We start from the raw sequence: 21,019 nt of genomic DNA on the forward strand, positions 1-21,019 counted from the left end.
TAGTAGCCCGGATACAATCCGGGAGTCTGTTGATATTCCCCGGATTGCATCCGGGCTACGGGATTGATATCCCTGAGGAGCTGTTATGCAAGGCCCGTTGTCGTCACTGAAAGTGCTGGATTTCTCCACCCTGTTGCCCGGGCCGTTTGCCTCGCTGCTGCTAGCCGACATGGGCGCGGAAGTGCTGCGGGTCGAGTCGCCTTCGCGCATGGATCTGGTGCGCGTGCTGCCACCGCATGATGGCGGCGTATCGGCCAGTCACGCCTACCTCAACCGCAATAAGCGTTGCATCGCCCTGGACCTGAAAAAGCCCGAAGCGGTGGAGATGGTCAAGCAGTTGGTGGCCGAGTACGACATCGTGCTGGAGCAGTTTCGTCCTGGGGTGATGGACAAACTCGGCGTCGGTTACGAAGCGCTCAAGGCAATCAACCCGAAGCTGATCTATGTGTCGATTACCGGTTACGGCCAGAGCGGCCCGTACAAGGACCGCGCCGGCCATGACATCAACTACCTGGCCCTGGCCGGCATCGCCAGCTACACCGGGCGCCGTGAAACCGGGCCGCTGCCACTGGGCATTCAGGCGGCGGATATTGCTGGCGGCTCGCTGCACGGAGTGATCGGCCTGCTGGCGGCGGTGATCCAGCGTCAGGCCACGGGGCTGGGGCAGCAGGTGGATATCAGCATGACCGACTGCGCCTTCAGTCTGCATGGCATGGCTGGGGCAGGGTATCTGGCTGCCGGGGTGGAACCAGCGATGGAAAATCAGGCGCTGAATGGTGGCAGCTTCTACGACTACTACCGCACCCGCGACGGCCGCTGGTTCTCGGTCGGCAGTTTGGAGCCGCAGTTTATGCAGCAGTTCTGCGCCGCCATCGGCCGCCCGGAGCTGGCTGCGCGCGGGCTGTCGCAGAAGCCGGAGGATCAGCAAGCGCTTAAACGTGAGATTGAAATCGAGTTCGAGAAACGCGACTTTGCCGAGTGGAGTCAGGTATTCGCCGGTCTGGATGCCTGCGTCGAGCCGATGCTCAACCTCAGTGAAGCGGTCGAGCACCCGCAGATCAAGGCGCGCGGTCTGGTCACCGAAGTGCCGCGTGCAGGCAACGCGCCGCAGACGCAGATCGCCTGTCCGATCAAATTTTCCAGCGGCTTGCCCGCGCCCAGGCATATCGGCGCAACCCTGGGCGCTCACACCGCAGAAGTACTGACAGAGCTGGGCTACAGCACCGAGCAGATCGCCCAGCTCAAGGCAGCTAAAGTGGTGGCCTGAGCGAGTGATGCAGGCGTTAGCGCAATCCCGTCACATGTGGGGATGCACACTGTCACTCGTCAAACGCTGAGTTTTCCGGCATAAGCCTGATGCATTTTCGCCATATGGCGGCTTGGGAACGGAAAACATGTATCACGGGGAACGCTTCAACGCCTGGACCCATCTGGTTGGGGCGCTTCTGGCCTGCGCGGGTGCAGTGTGGCTCTTGGTGTTGGCGAGCCTGGACGGTGAGCTGCGTACGATCATCAGTGTGGCGATTTATGGCCTGACCCTGGTGCTGCTCTACAGCATCTCCACGCTTTACCACAGCGTGCAGGGACGGGCGAAAGTGCTGATGCGCAAGCTTGATCACCTGTCGATCTACCTGCTGATCGCCGGCAGTTATACGCCGTTTTGCCTGATCACCCTCGAAGGTGCCTGGGGGTGGACGTTGTTTGGCATTGTCTGGACGCTGGCAATCATCGGCATGCTGCAGGAGATCAAGCCACGCTCCGAGGCGCGTGTGTTGTCGATTGTGATCTACGCCGTGATGGGCTGGATTGTGTTGATTGCGGTCAAACCGTTGATCGCTGCCCTGGGCATGGAGGGGTTTATCTGGCTGGCCGGTGGCGGGGTGCTGTACACCGTGGGGATCATCTTCTTCGCCTATGACAGCCGCTTCCGCCATTGGCATGGCATCTGGCACTTGTTTGTCATGGGCGGCAGCCTGATGCATTTTGTCGCGGTGTTGCGTTACGTCCTCTAATGCCAACATCGGCTTATTCGACGCGCTGTTCGCCTGTATAGCTCAAGGTCACTTTGCAACGCCGGCAGTAGTAGCGCCGGCCTTTGCTGACCAGGGAATGACGCTGGGCTGAAAACGGAAACTCGCCCTGCGGGCAGCTGCAACGGTAGATATAGCGGCTGACTGTGCGCCGCTGAACCGCATAGCTGTGGCAGCGATTGGGCGGCAGCTCATACACGCCGCGCATGATCAACTGCCATTCTTCTCCATGGGGCTGAATCTTCAGGCCGAACAGCTGATGCGCGATCAGGTGCGCCACTTCATGCGGCACGGTCTGTTTGAGAAAGTCTTCGCGGTTTTCCCGGTACAGCTGCGGGTTGAAGCGCAGCTTGTTTTCCGTCAGGTGAGCCACACCGGCTTTTTGTCCACGCAGCTTGAAACTCACCTCGGCGCGGGCAAAGGGGCGTTTGAAAAAGGCTTCAGCCTGCTGGTAACACTGTTCTACGCGGCTTAGAAGGTGTTCGGACATAAGTGCGGTGATCAGGATCGGGGCAGCGATTATGCCCAAGCAGCGCAGCGATCACAGCCCTGAAATGACGAAACCACCCGCAGGTGGTTTCATCTTGTGTCATCAAGTGTTGCGTTAGCTGGTGTAGACCGGGCCGACCCCAAAGCCCCAGAGAATCACCGAACTGGCGATCATCGCCACCAGCACCACCAAACCTACAGCGAGCACCGAGCTGGAGAACATGAAGCCTTCATCCTCGGGTATGCCCATGAAAGTCGGTATGCCGACGTAGAGTAGATAAACCGTGTAACAAATAGCCGCCGTGCCCACTACCATGGCCAGCCAAAGGTGTGGATAGAGCGCCGCCAAGCCACCGATAAACAGCGGTGTAGCGGTATAAGCCGCAAATACCACGCATTGCGTGAGGTTCGGGCTGGCATCGTAGGTGCGTGCCATCCAGTGGATAAACGCGCCCATCACTGCGATCCCGGCAAGCATCGCCAGATAGGTCATGACGGTCATTTGCAACGCACTGGCTTCTGTCAGCATAACCGGCGCTCGATCGCCGATTGCCCAGCCGACCTGGGTAGTGCCGATATAGGCCGAGACTGCGGGAATTGCCGCGAGAATCAGTACGTGGGTGAGATACATGTGGCTGATGGTTTCTTCTTCGCCACGGATTTCCTGCCATTCCTGGTCAGGATGGGTGAATAGCCCCCAAACGTGATGGATCATGCCAGACCTCCTGTTTTTATAGCGGTCGCCCCCCAGCGCAGCGCCTGATTCGCGTGTGCAGCGTCATCAGGTACAAGGCCGAACCTATGCGACCGTATGTCGCAGTATAGGCAGAGGTCGCGATTGGCAAAGGCTGGGTGTTAGAGCAAATCGGACTCTCAAGCACGTCCGTAATAGCGTTCGAGGATTTCCATGGCCTTGTTGATCGACTGCAGGCGCGCCGTGTTACCGCCGCGATCAGGGTGATGCAGGCTCACCAGTTGTCGGTAGCGGTGCTTAATCATGGCGAGATTGAGCGTCTGCGCGCTGCCTTCGAGCTCGAACAGCTCCAGCGCCGCCTGTTTCTCTTCGCTGCCGTGCATGCGCGTCCAGAAACTCAATAGCAGCTTGGCCACATCCTGCTCATCCGTGTCGTTGAGCTGGCTGAGATCGAGGTAATAGTCACGCAGCGGGTCGTGTTCGCTCAGTTCCGCGCTTCCGGGTTGATAGGGCAGCAATTGGATATTCAGCGCACTGATCTGCAGGTAACCGCTCTGCGTCGCCCACAGCCGTTCACGCAGCCGGTAGAGGGCGTTGAACAGCAGAAAATGGGTGCGGAAAAGCACCAGCTTGTCGGTCAGTGGCAGATTGGGGATGTGCACACACTGGCGGGCTTTCAATTGTTGGATCAGCTGGTATTCACCGAGGCCTTCAGGGACCGCGCGCAGCAGCTGGTGCAGTTGTTCGGGCAAGTCGAGGCCCGGGTCGAAGTCGTCATTCATCGGTCGAGCCTAGCATTTCAGCAACTCTGGGGTAGGGCGCGTCACGCTTTCTGCGTAAAATGCCGCATCCTCAACGACTTCCGGACTCCAGCGCACCATGGGCACCCTCTCGGTCAATCAGAACAAACTGCAAAAACGCCTGCGTCGTCAGGCCGGCGAAGCCGTTGCCGACTTCAACATGATCGAAGATGGCGACAAGGTGATGGTCTGCCTGTCCGGCGGCAAGGACAGCTACACCATGCTGGATGTGCTGCTGCACCTGCAGAAGGTTGCGCCGATCAAGTTCGAGATCGTTGCGGTGAATATGGACCAGAAGCAGCCCGGCTTCCCCGAGCATGTGCTGCCGGCCTATCTGGAGTCCATCGGTGTGCCGTATCACATCGTCGAGAAGGACACCTATTCGGTGGTCAAGGAGAAGATCCCTGAAGGCAAGACCACCTGCTCGCTGTGCTCGCGCCTGCGTCGCGGCACGCTGTATACCTTTGCCGATGAGATCGGCGCGACCAAGATGGCCCTGGGGCACCATCGCGACGACATCCTGGAAACCTTCTTCCTTAATATGTTCTACGGCGGCACGCTCAAGGCCATGCCGCCCAAGCTGCGCGCTGACGACGGTCGTAACGTGGTGATTCGCCCGCTGGCTTACTGCAACGAGGCGGATATCGAGGCTTACAGCCAGCTCAAGGAATTCCCGATCATCCCGTGCAACCTCTGTGGTTCTCAGGAAAACCTGCAGCGCCAGGTGGTCAAGGAGATGCTGCAGGACTGGGAGCGCAAGTCGCCGGGGCGCACCGAGATCATGTTCCGCGCTCTGCAGAACGTAGTACCGTCGCAGCTGGCTGACCGCAACCTGTTCGACTTCAAGAGCCTGAAGATCGACGACAGCGCCACACCGCGTTTTCTCGATGTAATGAATCTCTGATTCAGCGGTTTCCCGCCTCAAGGAATGCCCGATGCGTGATTACAAATGGCTGCATGAGTACTGCCTGAACCGTTTCGGCTCTGTCGCCGCGCTGGAGTCGATCCTGCCGCAGCCGCGCACTGCTGATGAGTTGCGCGCGATCAGTGATGATCGCTACCTCTCAGTGCTCAGCCTGCGGGTGTTCCGCGCGGGCCTCAAGCACAGCTTGGTCGATGCCAAGTGGCCTGCATTCGAGCAGGTGTTCTTCGGTTTCGATCCGGAGAAAGTGGTGCTGATGGGCGCCGAGCGCCTGGAAAACCTGATGCAGGATGCGCGCATCATCCGCCACCTGGGCAAGCTCAAGAGTGTGCCGCGCAATGCCCAGTTCATCCTTGATGTGCAAAAGGAGAAGGGCAGTTTTGGTGCGCTGATTGCTGATTGGCCCGTGAGCGATATCGTTGGCCTATGGAAGTATTTGGCCAAACATGGCTGTCAGTTAGGCGGGCTGTCCGCACCGCGGTTCTTGCGCATGGTTGGCAAGGACACCTTCGTCCCTAGTGATGACATGGTTGCCGCGCTGAAGGCGCAGAAGATTATCGACAAGGTGCCGACCAGCCTAAAAGAGCGGGCCGCCGTGCAGGCCGCGTTCAACCAATGGCAGGAGCAGAGCGGGCGGCCGCTATGTCAGCTGTCGGTGATGCTGGCGCATACGGTCAACCACTGAGGGGCTGGCGATGGAGCGGGCAATCAAGAAGGTCGCACAGCAGCTCAAGCAGGCTGAACGCATCCTGCTGATTACCGGTGCTGGGCTGTCCGCCGATTCCGGTTTGCCCACTTATCGCGGCCTTGGCGGCCTGTATAACGGCCACACCGCTGAAGGTTTGCCGATTGAGGCGGCGTTGTCCGGCTCGATGCTGCAGCGTGATCCGGCGCTGTGCTGGAAATACCTGGCGGAGCTGGGCAAGGCCTGCCTGGGTGCTCAGGCCAATGCTGGGCATTACGCCATCGCCGAATTGCAGCGCAAGAAACCAGAGTGCTGGCTGCTCACTCAGAATATCGACGGCTACCACCGCGCCGCTGGTAGCCCGATGGAGCAGGTGATCGAGATTCATGGCGAGCTGGCGCCGCTGTATTGCCAGTCCTGTGGCGCTGTCGATACCGAGCTGGCGGAACACCTTGAACGGCCGCTGCCGCCCAAATGCCGGCAATGCGCCGGGGTGCTGCGTCCGCCCGTGGTGCTGTTCGAAGAAATGCTCCCAGAGCAGGCCATCGACACGCTCTATACCGAAGTGCGCAAAGGCTTTGAGGTGGTGATCAGCATCGGCACCAGCGCGAGCTTCCCGTATATCGTCGAGCCGCTGCTGCGGACCCACCAGGCGGGTGGTTTAACCGTGGAAATCAACCCGCAACGAACCGACTTGAGTGCCCGCGTGGATGTGCATCTGCAAGGGCGGGCATTAGATGTTTTGCCGGAACTACTGAGTCACATTTAGAGCCATAGAATTTGCAAATGCATGCCATAGAGGGCATAGTCACGCTCTTATGAAATTCACCGACACGGTCGTGCCCATGCTCAAACGCCTCGCACCCCTCGTGCCTATCGCACTCTCCGTGGTTCTGGCCGCCTGCGCCAACCATGCCCCACAGCCGGAGCTGGCAACCCAGCCTGCAGTGTTCTCCTCGACAGAACTTGCCGAGTTTGACGAACAAGCCAAAGAAGCGGCCTTGGGCGACTTCACTGAAGACAAATCCTACAAATTGCCGCAGCTGGCTGACAGCATCCTGACTCATGGCCTGTCGCTGGTGGGTACCCGTTATCGTTACGGTGGCAGCTCGGTGAAATCCGGCTTCGATTGCAGCGGCTTTATCGGTTATCTGTTCAAGGAAGAGCTGGGCATGAAACTGCCACGCTCGTCCCGCGACATGATCAATATCGACGCACCGCTGGTGTCGCGTGATGACTTGGAGCCGGGTGATCTGCTGTTCTTCAGCACCAGTGGCCGTAATCGCGTCAGCCATGCCGGCATCTACATGGGCGATAACCAGTTTATCCACTCCAGCAGCAGCCGCAGTGGCGGCGTGCGGGTCGATAGTCTGGATGATCGTTACTGGTCGCGTACCTTTATCGAGGCCAAACGTGCCCTGGCGCTGGCGCCAAGCGAGTCGGTTGTACGTCACCCATGAGCCCTGCGAGTGGCGACCGAATCTGTTCGGTCGCTGCGATTAACTGACACTTCCGTCCGATCTCGATAATTTTCAACAACCTGCCAAGCAAAGCTAAAGCTTGCACTACGATGTGCAAGTCGGCAGAGTAGGGCGCATCCCGGCTCAGGATCGCTCGTCCATGACCGCTATCACCCGCATCAGCTTGATTGTGCTTGCCGCGCTGCTCAGTGCCTGCGCCAGCAACGCACCCACGCCAACCCCAAAACCTGTTGTGCATGCACCTATCAGCAGCTTTAACGGCAATGCTGAAGATGTGCTTTTTCGTGCCCTCGGTTTGGTCGGGACACCCTATCGCTACGGCGGCAATACCCCGGATGGCGGTTTTGATTGCAGCGGTCTGATTGGCTATGTCTACCGCGATGCGGCGGGTATCAGTCTGCCGCGTTCGACCCGTGAGCTGATCAGCATGCGCGCTCCAACCGTCGGCCGTGATCGCCTGCAAAGTGGTGATCTGGTGTTCTTCGCCACTAATGGTGGCAGCCAGGTTAGCCATGCTGGCATCTATGTCGGCGATGGCCGTTTTGTTCATGCACCTTCAAGCGGCGGCACCGTACGCCTGGATAGCCTGAGCAATACGTATTGGCAGCGCACCTACCTGAATGCCAAGCGCGTGTTCACCCCGGAACTGGCGCGCAACCCCTGACAGCTTTGGTTTGCAGAGGGAGTAGGCATGACCAATCGAACGCTCAATCTCGATTCCTCCCTGTATCAATACCTGCTGGATGTTTCTCTACGTGAAACACCGCTGCTCAAACGTCTGCGTGAGGAAACTGCGCAGCTGAGTACGGCGCGTTGGCAGATTGCTCCCGAGCAAGGGCAGTTTATGGCCTTGCTGGTGCAGCTAACGGGAGCGCGGCGGATTGTCGAGGTCGGCACCTTTACCGGCTACAGCGCCATCTGCATGGCCCAGGCCATGCCTGAGGGTAGTCGGCTGATCTGCTGTGATATTCCCGGCGAATACAACGCCACAGCTGAGCATTACTGGCGCGAAGCGGGATTGAATGGGTGTATCGAACAGCGCCTGGCGCCGGCGCTACAGACCCTGGCGGAGCTAGAAGCTGAAGGTTTGGCTGGCAGTATCGACCTGCTGTTTATCGACGCCGACAAGGCCAATTACCTCGCCTATCTGGAACATGCCCTGCGCCTGGTGCGCCAGGGTGGACTGATCCTGTTCGATAACACCCTGTGGAGCGGACGTGTGCTTGAGCAGAACCCCGAAAGCGACGACACCCGAGCCATTCAGGCGCTGAACCTGGCGCTGCGGGATGATCCACGCCTCGACCTGTCCCTGTTGCCGTTGGGCGACGGTTTGAGCCTGTGCCGTAAACGCTGAACCCGTATGCCTGAACCGATTCGTCTGCCCGAACAACCTGATGCCTGCGAGCTCTGCGCCCGCGCGGCAGCCCTGACCCGCCATCACCTGATCCCCAAGGCGCTGCACAACAAGGTTTATGTGCAGAAGCGCTTCGGCAAAAGCGAGCGCATCAGCGCCACGCTCTGGGTCTGCCGTGCCTGCCACAACCAGATCCACCGGCTGTTCAGCGAAAAGGAGCTGGCGCTGACCTATAACAATCGCGACAGCCTGCTCAGCGACGAACGCCTACGCACGTTTGTCGAGTGGCTGGCCAGCAAACCGGCGGGCTTTATGCCCAGACATTGAATCGCGGCTAGGCTTGCTGCTTGTTTGTGATGACCTTCTGACCCCTTAGTAGTGGCGACTGCCGATGACCTGTTTACGCGCGCTGTCATGTGTATGCCTTGCTCTGTTGTTGGGCGCCTGTGCTGGGCCAACGCCGCTGATGCTGATGAGCACGCCGGTGATTTATCACCAGGCTGCTATCGATCCTTTCGCCCATTTGTCACCGGCAGAACGCGTACCCGATGTGGCACTGTTCTACGCCACTACCCGGGCGCCAGAGGGCGTGGGCTATGGCAATCGCGTCAGTCCAACCTTGCAACTGGGGCGTGCCCAGGTGCGTTTGGGCGACCAGCAGAGTGATTGGTCGCAATTGCATTCGGCCTCGGTTAGCGAGCTGCGCGCGCGTGAGCTGCCACTGAGTCTGATTGCGGCTCAGCAAACAGCGATACTGCCTGTGCAACGGCCGGTTGATGTGCCTTTGGCGCCGCCGGTGCAGAGCTATGTCGATGCGATCAATCTGGCGCTGGACAAGGCCCGCGACAAGGAAATCATCGTCTATGTGCATGGTGCAAAGGTGGATTTCGCCAATGCCTGTGAACTGACGGGCGAGCTTGTGCATTTTGCCGGGCGCGACTTTGTCGGTCTGGCGTTCGACTGGCCGTCACACCAGAACATTGCCAGTTATCTGCTCGGCATCGATGTGAATCGCGCTCGTGATTCCAGCCAGGCGTTGGCGCAGTTGATCGAGCTGCTGGCGCGACATACCGCTGCTGAGCGGATCAACCTGATCGCCTATAGCGCCGGTGGGCGGGTGGCATCTCTGGCGTTGCAGACGTTCCAGAATCGTCATCCGGATTTGAATACCGCGCAGTTACAGGCGCGTTATCGGATTGGCGCGGTGGTGTTTGCCGCTGCGGATGTCCCCGAGGAAGTATTTGAGGGGCGCCTGCCGGCAATCAGTCGCGTCGCTGAACAGGTGATGATCACTGTGTCTGATCAGGACGAAGCGCTGGATTACGCGCAGCGCCTGATGCCCGGTGGCGCACGGATTGGCAGCAGCAGGGCCGAGCAGAGCCTGCACCAGTTCACCCGCAGGCGGCACTTGAACAATGTCACTCTGCTGGATGTGTCTGGTAATAGCAGCGAGCGCGGCTTTGATATCGTCGGGCATCACTACTGGTACCGTCACCCCTGGGTCAGCAGTGATGTGATCTTGCTGCTGCGTACCAACCTGCCACCGGATCAGCGAGCGCTCTCTGTCACCGAGCACCCGGCAGTCTGGTACATGAATACTGACTACCCGCTGACGGTACGTGAAGCAACCCGGCGGGTACTCAAGGGGCAGTGGTAGGTGTTTTGGTCTGGCCTTAAGTGACGAAACATGCAGCTTGGTTCCAGCAGGATGTAAGTCTGGATACGGCTAGTAAAAACCAACGGATAGCGGATGAGGAATCAGCATGTTCACCCCTAAGCGTTTTGCCCTTTTGGCTCTGCTCGGTCTGCCGTTAGCGACCCTGCAGGCGGCTGAGCCATCGTTCAGCTGTATCAAGGTAGCGGCTGGCAGTATCGAGGAGCTGATTTGTCAGACGCCTGCTCTGGCCGAACTTGATCAGAAAATGGCGAGTGTTTATCAGCAGGCTTCGGCCAAGGCCGCAAACCAGCATCCTCCTGTACTCAAGGCTGAGCAGAGAGGTTGGATAAAAGGCCGCAATGACTGCTGGAAGGCCGCTGACCGTGAGCAGTGTGTAGCCGAGAGCTATCGCCTGCGGATTGCCGAATTGCAGGCGCGCTACGCTTTACTGAAAGGGACCGGTCCGGTGCGTTTTCAATGCGATGACCTGCCGGCCAAGGAAGTCATCGTCACCTACTACCCCACCGAGCCTGAGACCCTGCTGGCCGAGTTTGCTGACAGCGTGTCGTTGATGTATCAGCAGCCTGCAGCCAGCGGCAGCAAATATCAGGGGCGCAATGAATCATTCTGGGAGCACCAGGGGGAGGCGACCGTGGTGTGGGGCTATGGCTCGCCCGAGATGAAGTGTCAGGCCAAGTAACCCTGGTGGCTTAAGCAGTCTGCGCCAAATGGCGCATTCGTTTGACGCTTAATCATGAACTCTCTAACCTTCGCGCCTTGTAGCAGGTGCCCCCAACGCATTGCGTGTGCGGGGTGAAACAGGGAAGTCGGTGCGCTGTGCGTGTGAACGCCAGCAATTCCGACGCTGCCCCCGCAACGGTAAGTGAGTCAAACGCCGCAAGAACCACTGTGCGTGATGCATGGGAAGGTGCGGTCGTGAGCCATTCGGCTCGCTCACAAGCCCGGAGACCGGCCTGCTGCAGTCCACGGCATCGCGGAGGGCGATGGCTGGCGTGTGGTGTGCGCTGTGCGCAGGCCCGCGCTTTCCCTATCCCCGCATGCTTTTTCCAGCCAGATCGCCCTGTGGCGGTGGAGCATGCGATGACTGAATCGATTGAACGTGACGCCCGGCACAAGGCGCGCATGGCCCGCAAGAAAGCCCTTATCGATGAAAAGATTGCCCAGGCCCAGGATGAGTACGGCCTGCTGCTGGTGCACAGCGGTAATGGCAAGGGCAAGAGCAGCAGCGCCTTCGGCATGGTTGCCCGCGCCCTGGGCCACGGCCTCAAAGTGGGCGTGGTGCAATTTATCAAGGGTGCAGCCAGCACAGGCGAAGAAGCCTTCTTTCGCCGTTTTCCCGATGAAGTCAGCTACCACGTGATGGGCGAAGGCTTTACCTGGGAGACCCAGGATCGCCAGCGTGATATCGACAAGGCGCGCGAAGCCTGGACGGTGGCGGCGCAGCTGCTGAATGACCCGGCCATCGGTCTGGTGGTGCTCGACGAGCTGAATATCGCCCTGAAGTACGGTTATCTGGAACTCGACGCGGTGCTCGCCGACATCGAAGCGCGGCCGCTGCTACAGCATGTGGTGGTAACCGGTCGTGGCGCGTTGCCGGGGATGATCGAGGCAGCGGATACCGTGACCGAGATGAGCCTGGTCAAGCATGCGTTCAAGGCCGGGGTTAAGGCGCAGAAGGGCGTGGAGTTTTGAACAGCGCCCACTCTTGCCCCGCGTTATTGATCGCTGCACCGGCCTCCGGTCAGGGTAAAACCACGGTCACCGCAGCCTTGGCGCGCTTGCATGCACGCCAGGGCAAGCGCGTGCGGGTGTTCAAGTGCGGCCCGGATTTTCTTGACCCGATGATTCTCGCTCGCGCCAGCGGTGCGCCGGTGTATCAGCTCGACCTGTGGATGGTCGGTGAAGCCGAGAGCCGTCGTCTGCTCTGGGAGGCGGCGGGTGAAGCCGACCTGATTCTGATTGAAGGGGTGATGGGCCTGTTCGATGGCACGCCTTCGGCAGCCGACCTGGCCCGGCACTTTGGCGTGCCGGTGCTGGCGGTGATTGACGGTTCGGCCATGGCGCAGACCTTCGGCGCCATGGCCCATGGCCTGGCAACCTTTCAGCCTGATCTGCCGTTCTCCGGGGTGCTCGGCAATCGGGTCGGCAGCACGCGACATGGCGAGATCCTGCGTGATGCGCTGCCGGCCTCGATCCGCTGGTACGGCGCATTACCACGCAGCGCCGAGGTCGGTTTACCGAGCCGCCATCTCGGCCTGGTTCAGGCGGGCGAACTGCTCGACCTGGATGCCCGTCTGGACGCCGCCGCCGATGCTTTGGCTGCCAGTGCCGATACCAGTCTGCCGCCGCCAGTCAGCTTCGCTGCGCCCGAACAGGCCAGGCCCGCGCCGTTGCTTAAGGGCGTACGCATTGGCGTAGCGCGCGACAGCGCTTTTGCCTTTCTCTATCAGGCCAACCTCGATTTGCTGCGCGAGCTGGGCGCTGAATTAGCGTTCTTTTCGCCGCTTACAGATGAACAGTTACCGGATATCGACAGCCTGTACCTGCCAGGCGGTTACCCGGAGTTGCACCTGTCCACGCTTGAAGCCAACCAGGCCATGGCCGAGGCAATCCGCGCTCACCATGAGGCAGGCAAACCGATCCACGCCGAGTGCGGTGGCATGCTTTACCTGCTCGACAAACTGACCGACAAGCAGGGCGCCAGCGGGCAGATGCTCGGTTTGTTAAACGGCGAGGCGACCCTGCAACCACGCATGACCGCCATGGCTCTGCAACAGGCTGAGCTGCCGGAAGGGCTGCTGCGCGGCCATAGCTTCCACTACTCGGCGCTCAGCAGTGAACTGCAACCACTGACCCGTGGTGAGTGCCCGAACTACAAGCGCACCAGTGAGGCGGTCTATCGTCAGGGGCGGATGACCGCCTCCTATATTCACTTCTATCTGCCGTCCGACCCGGTTGCCGCTGCTGCACTGTTTTGTCCCGGTGCGCCGGCATGAGCGAGCAGGCTTTCAGTCCCGAAGAGCGTGCGGCGGTGTACCGCGCCATCGCTGAGCGCCGCGATATGCGCCATTTCAGCGGTGGCGAGGTGGCTCCCGAGTTGCTCGCGCGCTTGCTCGAAGCCGCACATCAGGCGCCCAGCGTGGGCTTGATGCAGCCCTGGCGATTTATTCGCATCACCCGTCCGGCCTTGCGCGAAGCGATCCACGGCCTGGTAGAGGAGGAGCGCACGCGCACCGCCGAGGCGTTGGGTGAGCGCAGCGATGAATTTATGCGGTTGAAAGTCGAGGGTATTCGCGACTGCGCCGAACTGTTGGTGGTGGCCCTGATGGAGGGGCGTGAGGCTCATGTGTTTGGCCGCCGCACCTTGCCGGAGATGGACCTGGCATCCCTGGCTTGCGCGATTCAGAACCTCTGGCTGGCGGCCCGCGCAGAGGGTTTGGGCATGGGCTGGGTGTCGCTGTTCGAGCCCCAGGCCCTGGCGGATGTGCTCAATATGCCGACCGGCAGTAAGCCATTGGCGGTGCTGTGCCTGGGACCGGTGACGGAATTCTATGAGGCGCCGATGCTGGTGCAGCAGGGGTGGGCTGAGCCTCGGCCGCTCAGCGAGTTGCTGTTCGAGAATCAGTGGGGCACGCCATGAGCCTGGTGCTGAGTACCTGCGCCGGGGTCGTTCTGGATGCGATTTTTGGCGAACCCAAGGGCTGGCACCCGCTGGTGGCCTTTGGTCGTATGGCCGAGCGTATCGAGCAACGCTTCAATCCGGCGGGCGGCGGTTGGCGCAGCCATGGCGTCAGCGCCTGGTGCCTGGCGGTGTTGCCGCTGACCCTGCTGGCCTGGCTGTTGAGTGAGATCAGCGGGCTGGGTTGGGCGGTGGAGATCATGGCCTTGTATGCCGCCCTGGGTCTGAAAAGCCTGGGCGAGCATGCCATGCCAGTGGCGCAGGCGCTGCGTCTGGGAGATTTGCGCCTGGCCCGCGAGCGGGTTGGCTATATGGTCAGCCGCAATACCGCGCAGCTGGATGCCACGGGCGTGGCCCGTGCGGGCAGCGAGTCGGTGTTGGAAAACGGCAGCGACGCGGTGTTCGCTGCGCTGTTCTGGTTTGTTATTGCCGGTGCGCCGGGCGTGGTGCTGTACCGCCTGAGCAATACCCTGGACGCCATGTGGGGCTATCGCAATGAACGCTTTGAACGCTTCGGCTGGGCCGCGGCGAAGATCGACGATGCACTCAATTACCTGCCTGCGCGGCTGGTCGCCCTGACCTACGCGTTGCTGGGTAAAACCCTGTTGGCGCTGCGTTGCTGGCGCACTCAGGCGCCGCTGTGGGACAGCCCAAATGCTGGCCCCGTGATGGCCGCGGGTGCTGGAGCCTTGGGCGTCAGCCTGGGCGGCGCGGCGGAATATCACGGTGAGGTGCATGTGCGGCCTGATCTGGGTGCGGGGCCGCCGCCCCGGGCGCGGGATATCGAACGGGCAGTCAATCTGGTCTACGGCGGCGTGCTGCTGTGGCTGGCGCTGCTAGTGCTGTGGGGGCTTGCTTATGCTTGAACATGGTGGCCGGCTACGCGCAGCCTCGCTGCGTTATGGCATAGCCCTGGCGGAGTGGCTGGATTTGTCCACCGGAATTGCGCCCTATGGCTGGCCCTTGCCCGCCATCCCGTCCAGTGCCTGGACACGCTTGCCCGAGCAGCAGGACGGCCTGGAAATAGCGGCGCGCGATTACTACGGCGTCGCCAACCTGCTACCGGTGGCGGGTTCGCAAGCCGCCATTCAGGGGCTGCCGCGTCTGCTGCGGCACGTTACTGTGGGCATTGTTTCACCCGCTTATGCCGAGCATGCGGCGGCCTGGCAGCGCGAAGGGCATCGTTTGCTGGAACTCAGCGAAGGGGCCATCGAGCGGGCGCTGGAGCGCATCGATGTGCTGTTGCTGGTCAACCCGAATAACCCTACCGGCCGCTGCATTGAACCTGCACGCTTGCTGGAGTGGCATCGGCGGTTGGCCGAGCGGGGCGGCTGGCTGGTGGTGGACGAGGCCTTTATCGATTGCGCGCCGGCGTTCAGCCTGGCGGCGTTCAGTGAGTTGCCCGGGTTGATCGTGCTGCGCTCGTTTGGCAAGTTTTTCGGTTTGGCGGGCATTCGTCTGGGTTTTGTCCTGGCGCAACCGCAGCTGCTGGCGCAACTGGCCGAATTGCTCGGCCCTTGGGCTATCAGCGGACCGAGCCGCGTGGTGGCCACGGCGTTGTTGCAGGACATGGCTGGCCAGCAGGCGCAACGTGAGCGGTTGCTCGCCGATGGTGAACGTCTGGCGGCACTGTTGGCTGCGCATGGTTTCAGCCCCACAGGCGGTTGCGCGTTGTTCCAGTTCTGTTGCACACCGCAGGCCGCCTTGCTGCATGAGTTTCTCGCCCTGCAAGGCATTCTTACCCGCCTGTTTGAAAAGCCGCTGAGCCTGCGTTTTGGTTTACCACCGGATGAAGCCGGCTGGCAGCGTTTGCAGCAGGCGCTGGCGGTCTTCGCTGGAGAGCTGACATGAGCACACTGATGGTGCAGGGCACCACCTCCGATGCCGGCAAAAGCACCCTGGTCACCGCACTGTGCCGCTGGCTCAAGCGCCAGGGCGTTAGCGTGGTGCCGTTTAAACCGCAGAATATGGCGCTCAACTCAGCGGTCACCGCCGATGGTGGCGAAATCGGTCGCGCCCAGGCAGTACAGGCCCAGGCCGCCGGGCTGGCGCCGCATACCGATATGAACCCGGTGCTGCTCAAACCCAATAGCGACACCGGCGCCCAGGTGATCATCCACGGCCGCGCCCTGAGCAGCATGGATGCCGTGGCGTACCACGATTACAAAAAGGTGGCGATGCAGGCGGTGCTGCAGTCGCACCAGCGTCTGAGCGCCACTTATCCGGTGGTGATGGTGGAGGGCGCCGGTTCGCCAGCGGAGATCAACCTGCGCGCCGGCGATATCGCCAATATGGGCTTTGCCGAGGCGGTGGATTGCCCGGTGATCCTGATTGCCGATATCGACAAGGGCGGGGTGTTTGCCCATCTGGTCGGCACCCTGGCGTTGCTTTCCGAGAGCGAGCAGGCGCGGGTCCAGGGTTTTGTGATCAACCGCTTTCGCGGTGATATCGCTCTGCTGCAACCGGGGTTGGATTGGCTGGAGCAGCGCACCGGCAAACCGGTACTGGGCGTATTGCCTTATCTGATGGATTTCCATCTGGAGGCCGAGGACGCCATTGATATTCGCCAGAGCGCCAAGACGGCCGAGCGGATCAAGGTGGTGGTACCGGTGTTGCCCCGCATCAGCAACCACACCGATTTCGATCCGCTGCGCCTGCATCCGCAGGTCGAGCTGACCTTTGTCGGCCCGGGCCAGGCCATTCCTGCGGCCGACCTGATTATCCTGCCCGGCTCGAAAAGCGTACGCAGCGATCTGGCTTTTCTGCGTGAGCAGGGTTGGCCGGCGGCTATCGATAAGTATCTGCGCTATGGCGGCAAGCTGCTGGGTATCTGCGGCGGGCTGCAGATGCTTGGCACGCAGATTGACGACCCGCACGGGCTGGAAGGCGCAGCGGGTTCCAGCCCTGGGCTGGGGCTTCTGGATTTTCGCACGGTGCTGGAACCGGAGAAGCAGCTGCGTAATGTACGCGGCCAGCTGTGTCTGGAAAATGCCCCGGTCAGTGGCTACGAAATTCATGCTGGGGTCAGCTCTGGCCAGGGGTTGAATGCGGCTGTGCGCCTCGATGATGGTCGCAGCGACGGCGCGCTTAGCGCGGATGGCCAGGTGCTCGGCACCTATTTGCATGGCCTGTTTGAAACCCCGGAGGCTTGCAGCGCCTTGCTGCGCTGGGCGGGGCTGCGTGACGTGCAATCGGTGGATTACCACGCCCTGCGTGAGCGTGATATCGAGCGCCTGGCCGATCTGGTCGAGGCGCATCTGGATACGGCCCGGCTGCGCGAGTTATGTGGAGTAGGTCATGCATGAACTGATTCTCGGCGGTGCCCGCTCTGGCAAAAGTCGTCTCGCCGAGCGTTTGGCGGCCGAATCCGGCCTGGCCGTGACTTATATCGCCACCAGTCAGCCGCTCGATGGCGAGATGAGTGTACGGGTTCAGCAGCACCGTGCGCGTCGCCCTGCGCACTGGGGACTGGTGGAAGAGCCTGTGGCTCTGGCCCGAGTGCTGCGCGAACAGGCGGGTGCCGACACGTGCCTGCTGGTCGATTGCCTGACGCTGTGGCTGACCAACCTGTTAATGCTCGATGATCCGGCGCGCCTGAGCGCCGAGCGCGATGCGTTGCTGGATTGCCTCAGCGACTTGCCGGGGCGGCTTCTGCTGGTCAGCAATGAGACCGGCCTGGGCGTGGTGCCGCTGGGCGAGCTGACCCGGCGTTATGTTGATGAGGCCGGCTGGTTGCACCAGGCCCTGGCCGAACGCTGTGAGCGTGTGGTGTTTACCGTGGCGGGTCTGCCGATGGTTCTCAAAGGAGAGGCGCTGTGAGTGAGCAATGGTGGCAGCAGGGCTGTCAGGCGTTGGACAGGCCTGCGCGCAACACCGCCGAGGCGCGGCAGCAGCAGCTGACTAAGCCGGCCGGCTCCCTCGGCCAGCTGGAGCAGCTGGCGATTGAGCTGGCGGCCATGCAAGGCAGCCAGCGGCCGCAGGTCGACCGGCTGTGGATCAGCATTTTTGCCGGTGACCATGGTGTGGTCGCTGAAGGGGTTTCGGCATTCCCTCAAGCCGTCACCGGGCAGATGCTGCGCAACTTCGTCAATGGAGGTGCGGCGATCAGCGTACTGGCCAAACAATTGGGCGCGACGCTTGAGGTGATCGACCTGGGTACCGCGCTGCCGTTGGAACCGCTGCGCGGCGTGCGTCATTTGCATCTCGGTGAAGGTACGCAGAATTTCGTCCAAGGCCCGGCGATGACTGCCGCGCAGTTACTGCAGGCCCTGGCTGCCGGCCAAGCCAGCGTGCAGCGTGCCGGTGAAGCTGGCAGCCAGCTGTTTATCGGCGGCGAGATGGGCATCGGCAATACCACTGCCGCCACAGCCATGGCCTGCCTGCTGCTGGAGTGTCCGGCGCAAGAGTTGGTCGGCCCCGGCACCGGCCTGGATAGCGCGGGTGTGGCGCATAAAGCCAAGGTCATCGAGGCAGCCCTGGCCTTGCATCGCCCGGCGATCAGCGAACCCATCGATATCCTGCAGCGCCTCGGCGGCTTTGAGATTGCGGCGCTGAGCGGCTCTTATCTGGCTTGCGCGCAGCGGGGTATCACTGCACTGGTGGATGGGTTTATCTGCAGCGTGGCCGCGCTCATGGCGGTGCGCCTGAATCCGGCTTGCCGCGACTGGCTGTTGTTTGCTCACAGCGGCGCTGAGCCCGGCCATCAGCGGGTGCTCAAGGCGCTGCAGGCCGAGCCGCTGCTTGATCTGGGCCTGCGTCTGGGTGAGGGCAGTGGCGCGGCCTTGGCGGTGCCACTGCTGCAACTGGCCTGCAGCCTGCACAACGACATGGCCACCTTTGCCGAGGCGGCGGTAGCCGAGCGTCCGCTATGACGGTCTATCTGGAACTGCTGCGTCACGGTGAAACCGAACTGGGCGGCGGCCTGCGCGGTAGCCTCGACGATGCCCTGACCGAAACCGGTTGGGCGCAGCTGCGCGCGGCGGTGGCTGACGGCAGCCGCTGGGACCGTTTGATCAGCTCGCCCTTGCAGCGCTGCGCGCGCTTTGCCGAAGAGCTGGCCACGCAGCATGGCGTGCCACTCAGTCTGGAGCCTGATCTGCAGGAACTGCATTTCGGCGTGTGGGAAGGGCGCAGTACCGCCGAGCTGATGCAGACCAACGCAGAAGAGTTGGGCCGTTTCTGGAACGATCCCTATGGTTTCACCCCGCCCGAAGGCGAGACCTTGCTGGCCTTCGAGGCGCGGATACTGAGTGCCTTGCAACGCTTGCAGGCCCGGTATGCCGGCGAGCGCTTGTTGCTGGTCACCCATGGTGGGGTGATTCGCCTGCTGCTGGCGCGTGCCCGTGGCTTGCCGCGCAATGATCTGCTGCAGGTTGCTGTGGGCCATGCCGAGCGCTATCAACTGTGCCTGGATGAACAAGGCGAGCTGTGGGAGCGCGCATGACGCCCTGGTGGATTGCCCTGCAATTTCTCACCCGTTTGCCAGTGACCCTGGCTGGCATGCCGACGCCTGAGCAGGTCGGCCGCTCGCTGTTGTTCTATCCGCTGGTGGGGCTGCTGATCGGCCTGTTGCTGCTCGCCGCGCAACACTTGCTGGGCGATAGCGCGGTGTTGCTGCAGGCGGCGTTATTGCTGGCGCTGTGGGTGGGTATCAGCGGCGGCTTGCACCTGGATGGCCTGGCCGACAGTGCCGATGCCTGGGTCGGTGGTTTTGGCGATAAGCAGCGCACCCTGGCGATCATGAAAGACCCTCGCAGCGGACCGATCGCAGTGGTGGTGCTGGTGCTGCTGTTGCTGCTCAAGTTCGCCGCGCTGGTGGCCTTGCTGGAGAGCGGTGGCGGATTGCTGTTGCTGCTGGTGCCTTGGCTGGCGCGTTGTCTATTGCCGCTGCTATTTATGACCACACCCTATGTGCGCGCCGGTGGCCTCGGTCAGGCCTTGGCCGAGCATCTGCCGCGCCGACAACTGCCTTGGGTATTGGTTGCCAATGTGCTGGCCATGTTGTTGTTGTTTGGATGGTCGGCTTTGCTCGCCTTGCTGGTGGCAGGGGGCGTGTTTATCTGGCTGCGCAGCTTGATGCTCAAACGTTTGGATGGCACCACCGGTGATACCGCCGGAGCTCTGCTGGAAATCGCCGAGTGCGCGGTGTTGGTGGCGTTGGCCTGCTAGCGTGTAAGGACAGCAAGACACAGCAGGGATGAACATGGGGCGTAGGTTGCTTTACTCGACGCTGGTGACGGCACTGCTTGGGATAGTGCCCTGTGCGGGTGCCACTCAGGCTGAGGAGCTGGTGTGGGGCGTTGTACCGATACCCGGCGCCTTCAATGTGCGTGACGGTGAGGTGGTTGATGGCGTGCTGTACGAGGTCATGCAACTGCTGGCCGCCCGTCTACCCGAGTTGCAGATGCGTTATGAGGTTTTACCCATGGCTCGGGTTGAACAACGCATGAGCGAACAGGGTGAACTGTGCAGCAGTGGCCAGCTGCAGAGCCCCGAACGCGACCAGTTGGGTTACTTCGTACCCTATGTGGCGAGTACACCGATCCATGTGCTGGTACGCAGGCAAACCCTGGATCAACTGCTGATCGAAGACGGTCAGGTCAGCCTTGACTGGCTATTCGGTAATCCTTATTTGCGAGGGGCTCTGGCCAAGAGTCGCGTCTATCCCGCGCCGATTCGTGATCGCCTACTTAAAGCGCACGCCGAAGGCCGAATCCCTGAGCTAGGCGGTAGCCTGGCCGGCGAGAATTTGCTGCTGATGGTCAGCCATCACCGTCTTGATTATGTCTTCGATTACCCCGTGATCTACACCGAGGTAATGCGCCATTTCAGTCTCAGTGATGCGCTGGTCAGCGTACCGCTGCGCGAGAACGCTGAACTGGTGACGGTGGGCATCTATTGCTCGCGCACACCATGGGGGGCGCAGATGGCTCGGCGCCTTGATCAGGCGATTCGCGAGGTTTCCGCCGCGCCCGCCAGTACCCTGGCGATCTACCAACGCTGGCTGCCGCCCGAGGTGTACAGCCATTACCACGATGCGTTGCTGCAGTTTTTTGCTCAGCGCGCCAGTGACGCACCGCTGCGGTTCGATTAGCCGATGGTCGGCTTGTCGGCATGGTCAATTCAGCGTGCAATCTGTAACACCGGATTGCCGAGCAGCTGTAGCTGTTGCCCGCGCGGGTAGGGGTATATACCTGCGTCATCTTGC

General features: G+C 61.3%; 25 protein-coding genes and 1 riboswitch. Of the genes, 22 read left to right on the forward strand and 3 right to left on the reverse strand.

Translation table 11 applies throughout. The features are described from left to right. Positions 1–85: 85 nt before the first annotated feature. Together CUR33_RS14440 and trhA are read left to right on the forward strand one after the other, a co-directional pair. A complete protein-coding gene (locus tag CUR33_RS14440) occupies positions 86–1,267 on the forward strand; it encodes a CaiB/BaiF CoA transferase family protein (RefSeq protein WP_289240095.1) in 1,182 nt (393 codons plus the stop codon). A 127-nt stretch (positions 1,268–1,394) separates the two neighbouring features. After that, positions 1,395–2,012 (forward strand): PAQR family membrane homeostasis protein TrhA, encoded by a 618-nt coding sequence (gene trhA / locus CUR33_RS14445; RefSeq protein WP_090253058.1) that lies wholly within the window; start codon positions 1,395–1,397, stop codon positions 2,010–2,012. 13 nt (positions 2,013–2,025) lie between these two features. Here trhA and CUR33_RS14450 read toward each other — a convergent pair whose 3' ends face one another. The 3 genes from CUR33_RS14450 to CUR33_RS14460 all read right to left on the reverse strand — a co-directional run bounded on the left by CUR33_RS14450 (position 2,026) and on the right by CUR33_RS14460 (position 3,995). Beyond that, positions 2,026–2,520: a SprT family zinc-dependent metalloprotease gene (locus CUR33_RS14450; RefSeq protein WP_090253060.1), complete on the reverse strand. Its 495-nt coding sequence runs from the start codon at positions 2,518–2,520 to the stop codon at positions 2,026–2,028. Positions 2,521–2,634: 114 nt separating this feature from the next. Beyond that, positions 2,635–3,234, reverse strand: coding sequence for a Yip1 family protein (locus tag CUR33_RS14455; RefSeq protein ID WP_090253063.1), 600 nt, complete (start codon positions 3,232–3,234; stop codon positions 2,635–2,637). Positions 3,235–3,392: 158 nt separating this feature from the next. After that, positions 3,393–3,995, reverse strand: a complete 603-nt coding sequence (locus CUR33_RS14460; RefSeq protein ID WP_289240096.1) for a DNA-J related domain-containing protein — start codon at positions 3,993–3,995, stop codon at positions 3,393–3,395. Positions 3,996–4,092: 97 nt separating this feature from the next. Here CUR33_RS14460 and ttcA point away from each other — a divergent pair, with 97 nt between their 5' ends. The 20 genes from ttcA to CUR33_RS14560 all read left to right on the forward strand — a co-directional run bounded on the left by ttcA (position 4,093) and on the right by CUR33_RS14560 (position 20,905). Then, a complete protein-coding gene (ttcA, locus tag CUR33_RS14465) occupies positions 4,093–4,917 on the forward strand; it encodes a tRNA 2-thiocytidine(32) synthetase TtcA (RefSeq protein ID WP_090253070.1) in 825 nt (274 codons plus the stop codon). A 31-nt stretch (positions 4,918–4,948) separates the two neighbouring features. After that, entirely contained in the window at positions 4,949–5,620 is a 672-nt protein-coding gene (locus tag CUR33_RS14470; RefSeq protein WP_289240097.1) for a DNA-3-methyladenine glycosylase I, read from the forward strand. Positions 5,621–5,630: 10 nt separating this feature from the next. Next, positions 5,631–6,389, forward strand: a complete 759-nt coding sequence (locus CUR33_RS14475) for an NAD-dependent deacylase (RefSeq protein ID WP_289240098.1) — start codon at positions 5,631–5,633, stop codon at positions 6,387–6,389. Between the two features lie 76 nt (positions 6,390–6,465). Further along, the gene (locus CUR33_RS14480) at positions 6,466–7,080 is read left to right on the forward strand and encodes a C40 family peptidase (RefSeq protein ID WP_160087398.1); all 615 of its coding nucleotides are present in this window, start codon (positions 6,466–6,468) and stop codon (positions 7,078–7,080) included. A gap of 160 nt (positions 7,081–7,240) precedes the next feature. Further along, positions 7,241–7,765 carry a C40 family peptidase gene (locus CUR33_RS14485; RefSeq protein ID WP_289240099.1) on the forward strand — a complete coding sequence of 175 codons (525 nt, stop codon included), beginning with the start codon at positions 7,241–7,243 and terminating at the stop codon, positions 7,763–7,765. Between the two features lie 27 nt (positions 7,766–7,792). Further along, a complete protein-coding gene (locus CUR33_RS14490) occupies positions 7,793–8,455 on the forward strand; it encodes an O-methyltransferase (protein ID WP_289240100.1) in 663 nt (220 codons plus the stop codon). 6 nt (positions 8,456–8,461) lie between these two features. Continuing rightward, positions 8,462–8,782 carry a hypothetical protein gene (locus CUR33_RS14495; RefSeq protein WP_167144814.1) on the forward strand — a complete coding sequence of 107 codons (321 nt, stop codon included), beginning with the start codon at positions 8,462–8,464 and terminating at the stop codon, positions 8,780–8,782. Between the two features lie 64 nt (positions 8,783–8,846). Beyond that, positions 8,847–10,112, forward strand: coding sequence for an alpha/beta hydrolase (locus CUR33_RS14500; RefSeq protein WP_289240101.1), 1,266 nt, complete (start codon positions 8,847–8,849; stop codon positions 10,110–10,112). A 106-nt stretch (positions 10,113–10,218) separates the two neighbouring features. Next, a complete protein-coding gene (locus CUR33_RS14505) occupies positions 10,219–10,812 on the forward strand; it encodes an MliC family protein (protein WP_289240102.1) in 594 nt (197 codons plus the stop codon). Positions 10,813–10,879: 67 nt separating this feature from the next. Next, positions 10,880–11,104, forward strand: a riboswitch (cobalamin riboswitch). A gap of 109 nt (positions 11,105–11,213) precedes the next feature. Next, on the forward strand, positions 11,214–11,825 hold the full coding sequence (gene cobO, locus CUR33_RS14510; RefSeq protein ID WP_090253090.1) for a cob(I)yrinic acid a,c-diamide adenosyltransferase: 612 nt from the start codon (positions 11,214–11,216) through the stop codon (positions 11,823–11,825). Next, positions 11,822–13,129 (forward strand): cobyrinate a,c-diamide synthase, encoded by a 1,308-nt coding sequence (locus CUR33_RS14515; protein WP_289240103.1) that lies wholly within the window; start codon positions 11,822–11,824, stop codon positions 13,127–13,129. Before cobO ends, CUR33_RS14515 begins: the two co-directional genes overlap by 4 nt. After that, positions 13,126–13,773: a 5,6-dimethylbenzimidazole synthase gene (gene bluB, locus CUR33_RS14520; protein ID WP_289240104.1), complete on the forward strand. Its 648-nt coding sequence runs from the start codon at positions 13,126–13,128 to the stop codon at positions 13,771–13,773. The genes CUR33_RS14515 and bluB overlap by 4 nt, the downstream gene beginning before the upstream one ends. Beyond that, the gene (gene cbiB / locus CUR33_RS14525) at positions 13,770–14,678 is read left to right on the forward strand and encodes an adenosylcobinamide-phosphate synthase CbiB (RefSeq protein ID WP_289240105.1); all 909 of its coding nucleotides are present in this window, start codon (positions 13,770–13,772) and stop codon (positions 14,676–14,678) included. Before bluB ends, cbiB begins: the two co-directional genes overlap by 4 nt. Beyond that, positions 14,671–15,663 carry a threonine-phosphate decarboxylase CobD gene (gene cobD / locus CUR33_RS14530; RefSeq protein WP_289240106.1) on the forward strand — a complete coding sequence of 331 codons (993 nt, stop codon included), beginning with the start codon at positions 14,671–14,673 and terminating at the stop codon, positions 15,661–15,663. Before cbiB ends, cobD begins: the two co-directional genes overlap by 8 nt. Continuing rightward, positions 15,660–17,117, forward strand: a complete 1,458-nt coding sequence (locus tag CUR33_RS14535; RefSeq protein WP_289240107.1) for a cobyric acid synthase — start codon at positions 15,660–15,662, stop codon at positions 17,115–17,117. The genes cobD and CUR33_RS14535 overlap by 4 nt, the downstream gene beginning before the upstream one ends. After that, positions 17,110–17,631, forward strand: coding sequence for a bifunctional adenosylcobinamide kinase/adenosylcobinamide-phosphate guanylyltransferase (gene cobU, locus CUR33_RS14540; protein WP_289240108.1), 522 nt, complete (start codon positions 17,110–17,112; stop codon positions 17,629–17,631). The genes CUR33_RS14535 and cobU overlap by 8 nt, the downstream gene beginning before the upstream one ends. Next, the gene (gene cobT, locus CUR33_RS14545; protein WP_289240109.1) at positions 17,628–18,683 is read left to right on the forward strand and encodes a nicotinate-nucleotide--dimethylbenzimidazole phosphoribosyltransferase; all 1,056 of its coding nucleotides are present in this window, start codon (positions 17,628–17,630) and stop codon (positions 18,681–18,683) included. The genes cobU and cobT overlap by 4 nt, the downstream gene beginning before the upstream one ends. After that, positions 18,680–19,255: an alpha-ribazole phosphatase family protein gene (cobC, locus tag CUR33_RS14550; protein ID WP_289240110.1), complete on the forward strand. Its 576-nt coding sequence runs from the start codon at positions 18,680–18,682 to the stop codon at positions 19,253–19,255. Before cobT ends, cobC begins: the two co-directional genes overlap by 4 nt. Continuing rightward, a complete protein-coding gene (locus CUR33_RS14555) occupies positions 19,252–19,980 on the forward strand; it encodes an adenosylcobinamide-GDP ribazoletransferase (protein WP_289240111.1) in 729 nt (242 codons plus the stop codon). Before cobC ends, CUR33_RS14555 begins: the two co-directional genes overlap by 4 nt. 34 nt (positions 19,981–20,014) lie before the next feature. After that, positions 20,015–20,905, forward strand: a complete 891-nt coding sequence (locus CUR33_RS14560) for a hypothetical protein (protein ID WP_289240112.1) — start codon at positions 20,015–20,017, stop codon at positions 20,903–20,905. Positions 20,906–21,019 lie beyond the last annotated feature (114 nt).

This window comes from Pseudomonas sp. FEMGT703P (assembly GCF_002786345.1).
In the GTDB taxonomy this organism is placed as follows: domain Bacteria; phylum Pseudomonadota; class Gammaproteobacteria; order Pseudomonadales; family Pseudomonadaceae; genus Aquipseudomonas; species Aquipseudomonas peli.

Bases quoted from the DNA above. Each gene is read 5' to 3' on its own strand.
- cobU (WP_289240108.1), top strand. From the start codon at position 17,110: ATGCATGAACTGATTCTCGGCGGTGCCCGCTCTGGCAAAAGTCGTCTC.
- CUR33_RS14560 (WP_289240112.1), top strand. From the start codon at position 20,015: ATGGGGCGTAGGTTGCTTTACTCGACGCTGGTGACGGCACTGCTTGGG.
- CUR33_RS14485 (WP_289240099.1), top strand. From the start codon at position 7,241: ATGACCGCTATCACCCGCATCAGCTTGATTGTGCTTGCCGCGCTGCTC.
- CUR33_RS14455 (WP_090253063.1), bottom strand. From the start codon at position 3,234: ATGATCCATCACGTTTGGGGGCTATTCACCCATCCTGACCAGGAATGG.
- cobC (WP_289240110.1), top strand. From the start codon at position 18,680: ATGACGGTCTATCTGGAACTGCTGCGTCACGGTGAAACCGAACTGGGC.
- CUR33_RS14475 (WP_289240098.1), top strand. From the start codon at position 5,631: ATGGAGCGGGCAATCAAGAAGGTCGCACAGCAGCTCAAGCAGGCTGAA.
- CUR33_RS14505 (WP_289240102.1), top strand. From the start codon at position 10,219: ATGTTCACCCCTAAGCGTTTTGCCCTTTTGGCTCTGCTCGGTCTGCCG.
- CUR33_RS14450 (WP_090253060.1), bottom strand. From the start codon at position 2,520: ATGTCCGAACACCTTCTAAGCCGCGTAGAACAGTGTTACCAGCAGGCT.
- CUR33_RS14470 (WP_289240097.1), top strand. From the start codon at position 4,949: ATGCGTGATTACAAATGGCTGCATGAGTACTGCCTGAACCGTTTCGGC.
- cobD (WP_289240106.1), top strand. From the start codon at position 14,671: ATGCTTGAACATGGTGGCCGGCTACGCGCAGCCTCGCTGCGTTATGGC.
- CUR33_RS14440 (WP_289240095.1), top strand. From the start codon at position 86: ATGCAAGGCCCGTTGTCGTCACTGAAAGTGCTGGATTTCTCCACCCTG.
- cbiB (WP_289240105.1), top strand. From the start codon at position 13,770: ATGAGCCTGGTGCTGAGTACCTGCGCCGGGGTCGTTCTGGATGCGATT.
- CUR33_RS14500 (WP_289240101.1), top strand. From the start codon at position 8,847: ATGACCTGTTTACGCGCGCTGTCATGTGTATGCCTTGCTCTGTTGTTG.
- trhA (WP_090253058.1), top strand. From the start codon at position 1,395: ATGTATCACGGGGAACGCTTCAACGCCTGGACCCATCTGGTTGGGGCG.
- ttcA (WP_090253070.1), top strand. From the start codon at position 4,093: ATGGGCACCCTCTCGGTCAATCAGAACAAACTGCAAAAACGCCTGCGT.
- CUR33_RS14535 (WP_289240107.1), top strand. From the start codon at position 15,660: ATGAGCACACTGATGGTGCAGGGCACCACCTCCGATGCCGGCAAAAGC.
- CUR33_RS14460 (WP_289240096.1), bottom strand. From the start codon at position 3,995: ATGAATGACGACTTCGACCCGGGCCTCGACTTGCCCGAACAACTGCAC.
- CUR33_RS14495 (WP_167144814.1), top strand. From the start codon at position 8,462: ATGCCTGAACCGATTCGTCTGCCCGAACAACCTGATGCCTGCGAGCTC.
- CUR33_RS14490 (WP_289240100.1), top strand. From the start codon at position 7,793: ATGACCAATCGAACGCTCAATCTCGATTCCTCCCTGTATCAATACCTG.
- CUR33_RS14480 (WP_160087398.1), top strand. From the start codon at position 6,466: ATGCTCAAACGCCTCGCACCCCTCGTGCCTATCGCACTCTCCGTGGTT.
- CUR33_RS14555 (WP_289240111.1), top strand. From the start codon at position 19,252: ATGACGCCCTGGTGGATTGCCCTGCAATTTCTCACCCGTTTGCCAGTG.
- cobO (WP_090253090.1), top strand. From the start codon at position 11,214: ATGACTGAATCGATTGAACGTGACGCCCGGCACAAGGCGCGCATGGCC.
- bluB (WP_289240104.1), top strand. From the start codon at position 13,126: ATGAGCGAGCAGGCTTTCAGTCCCGAAGAGCGTGCGGCGGTGTACCGC.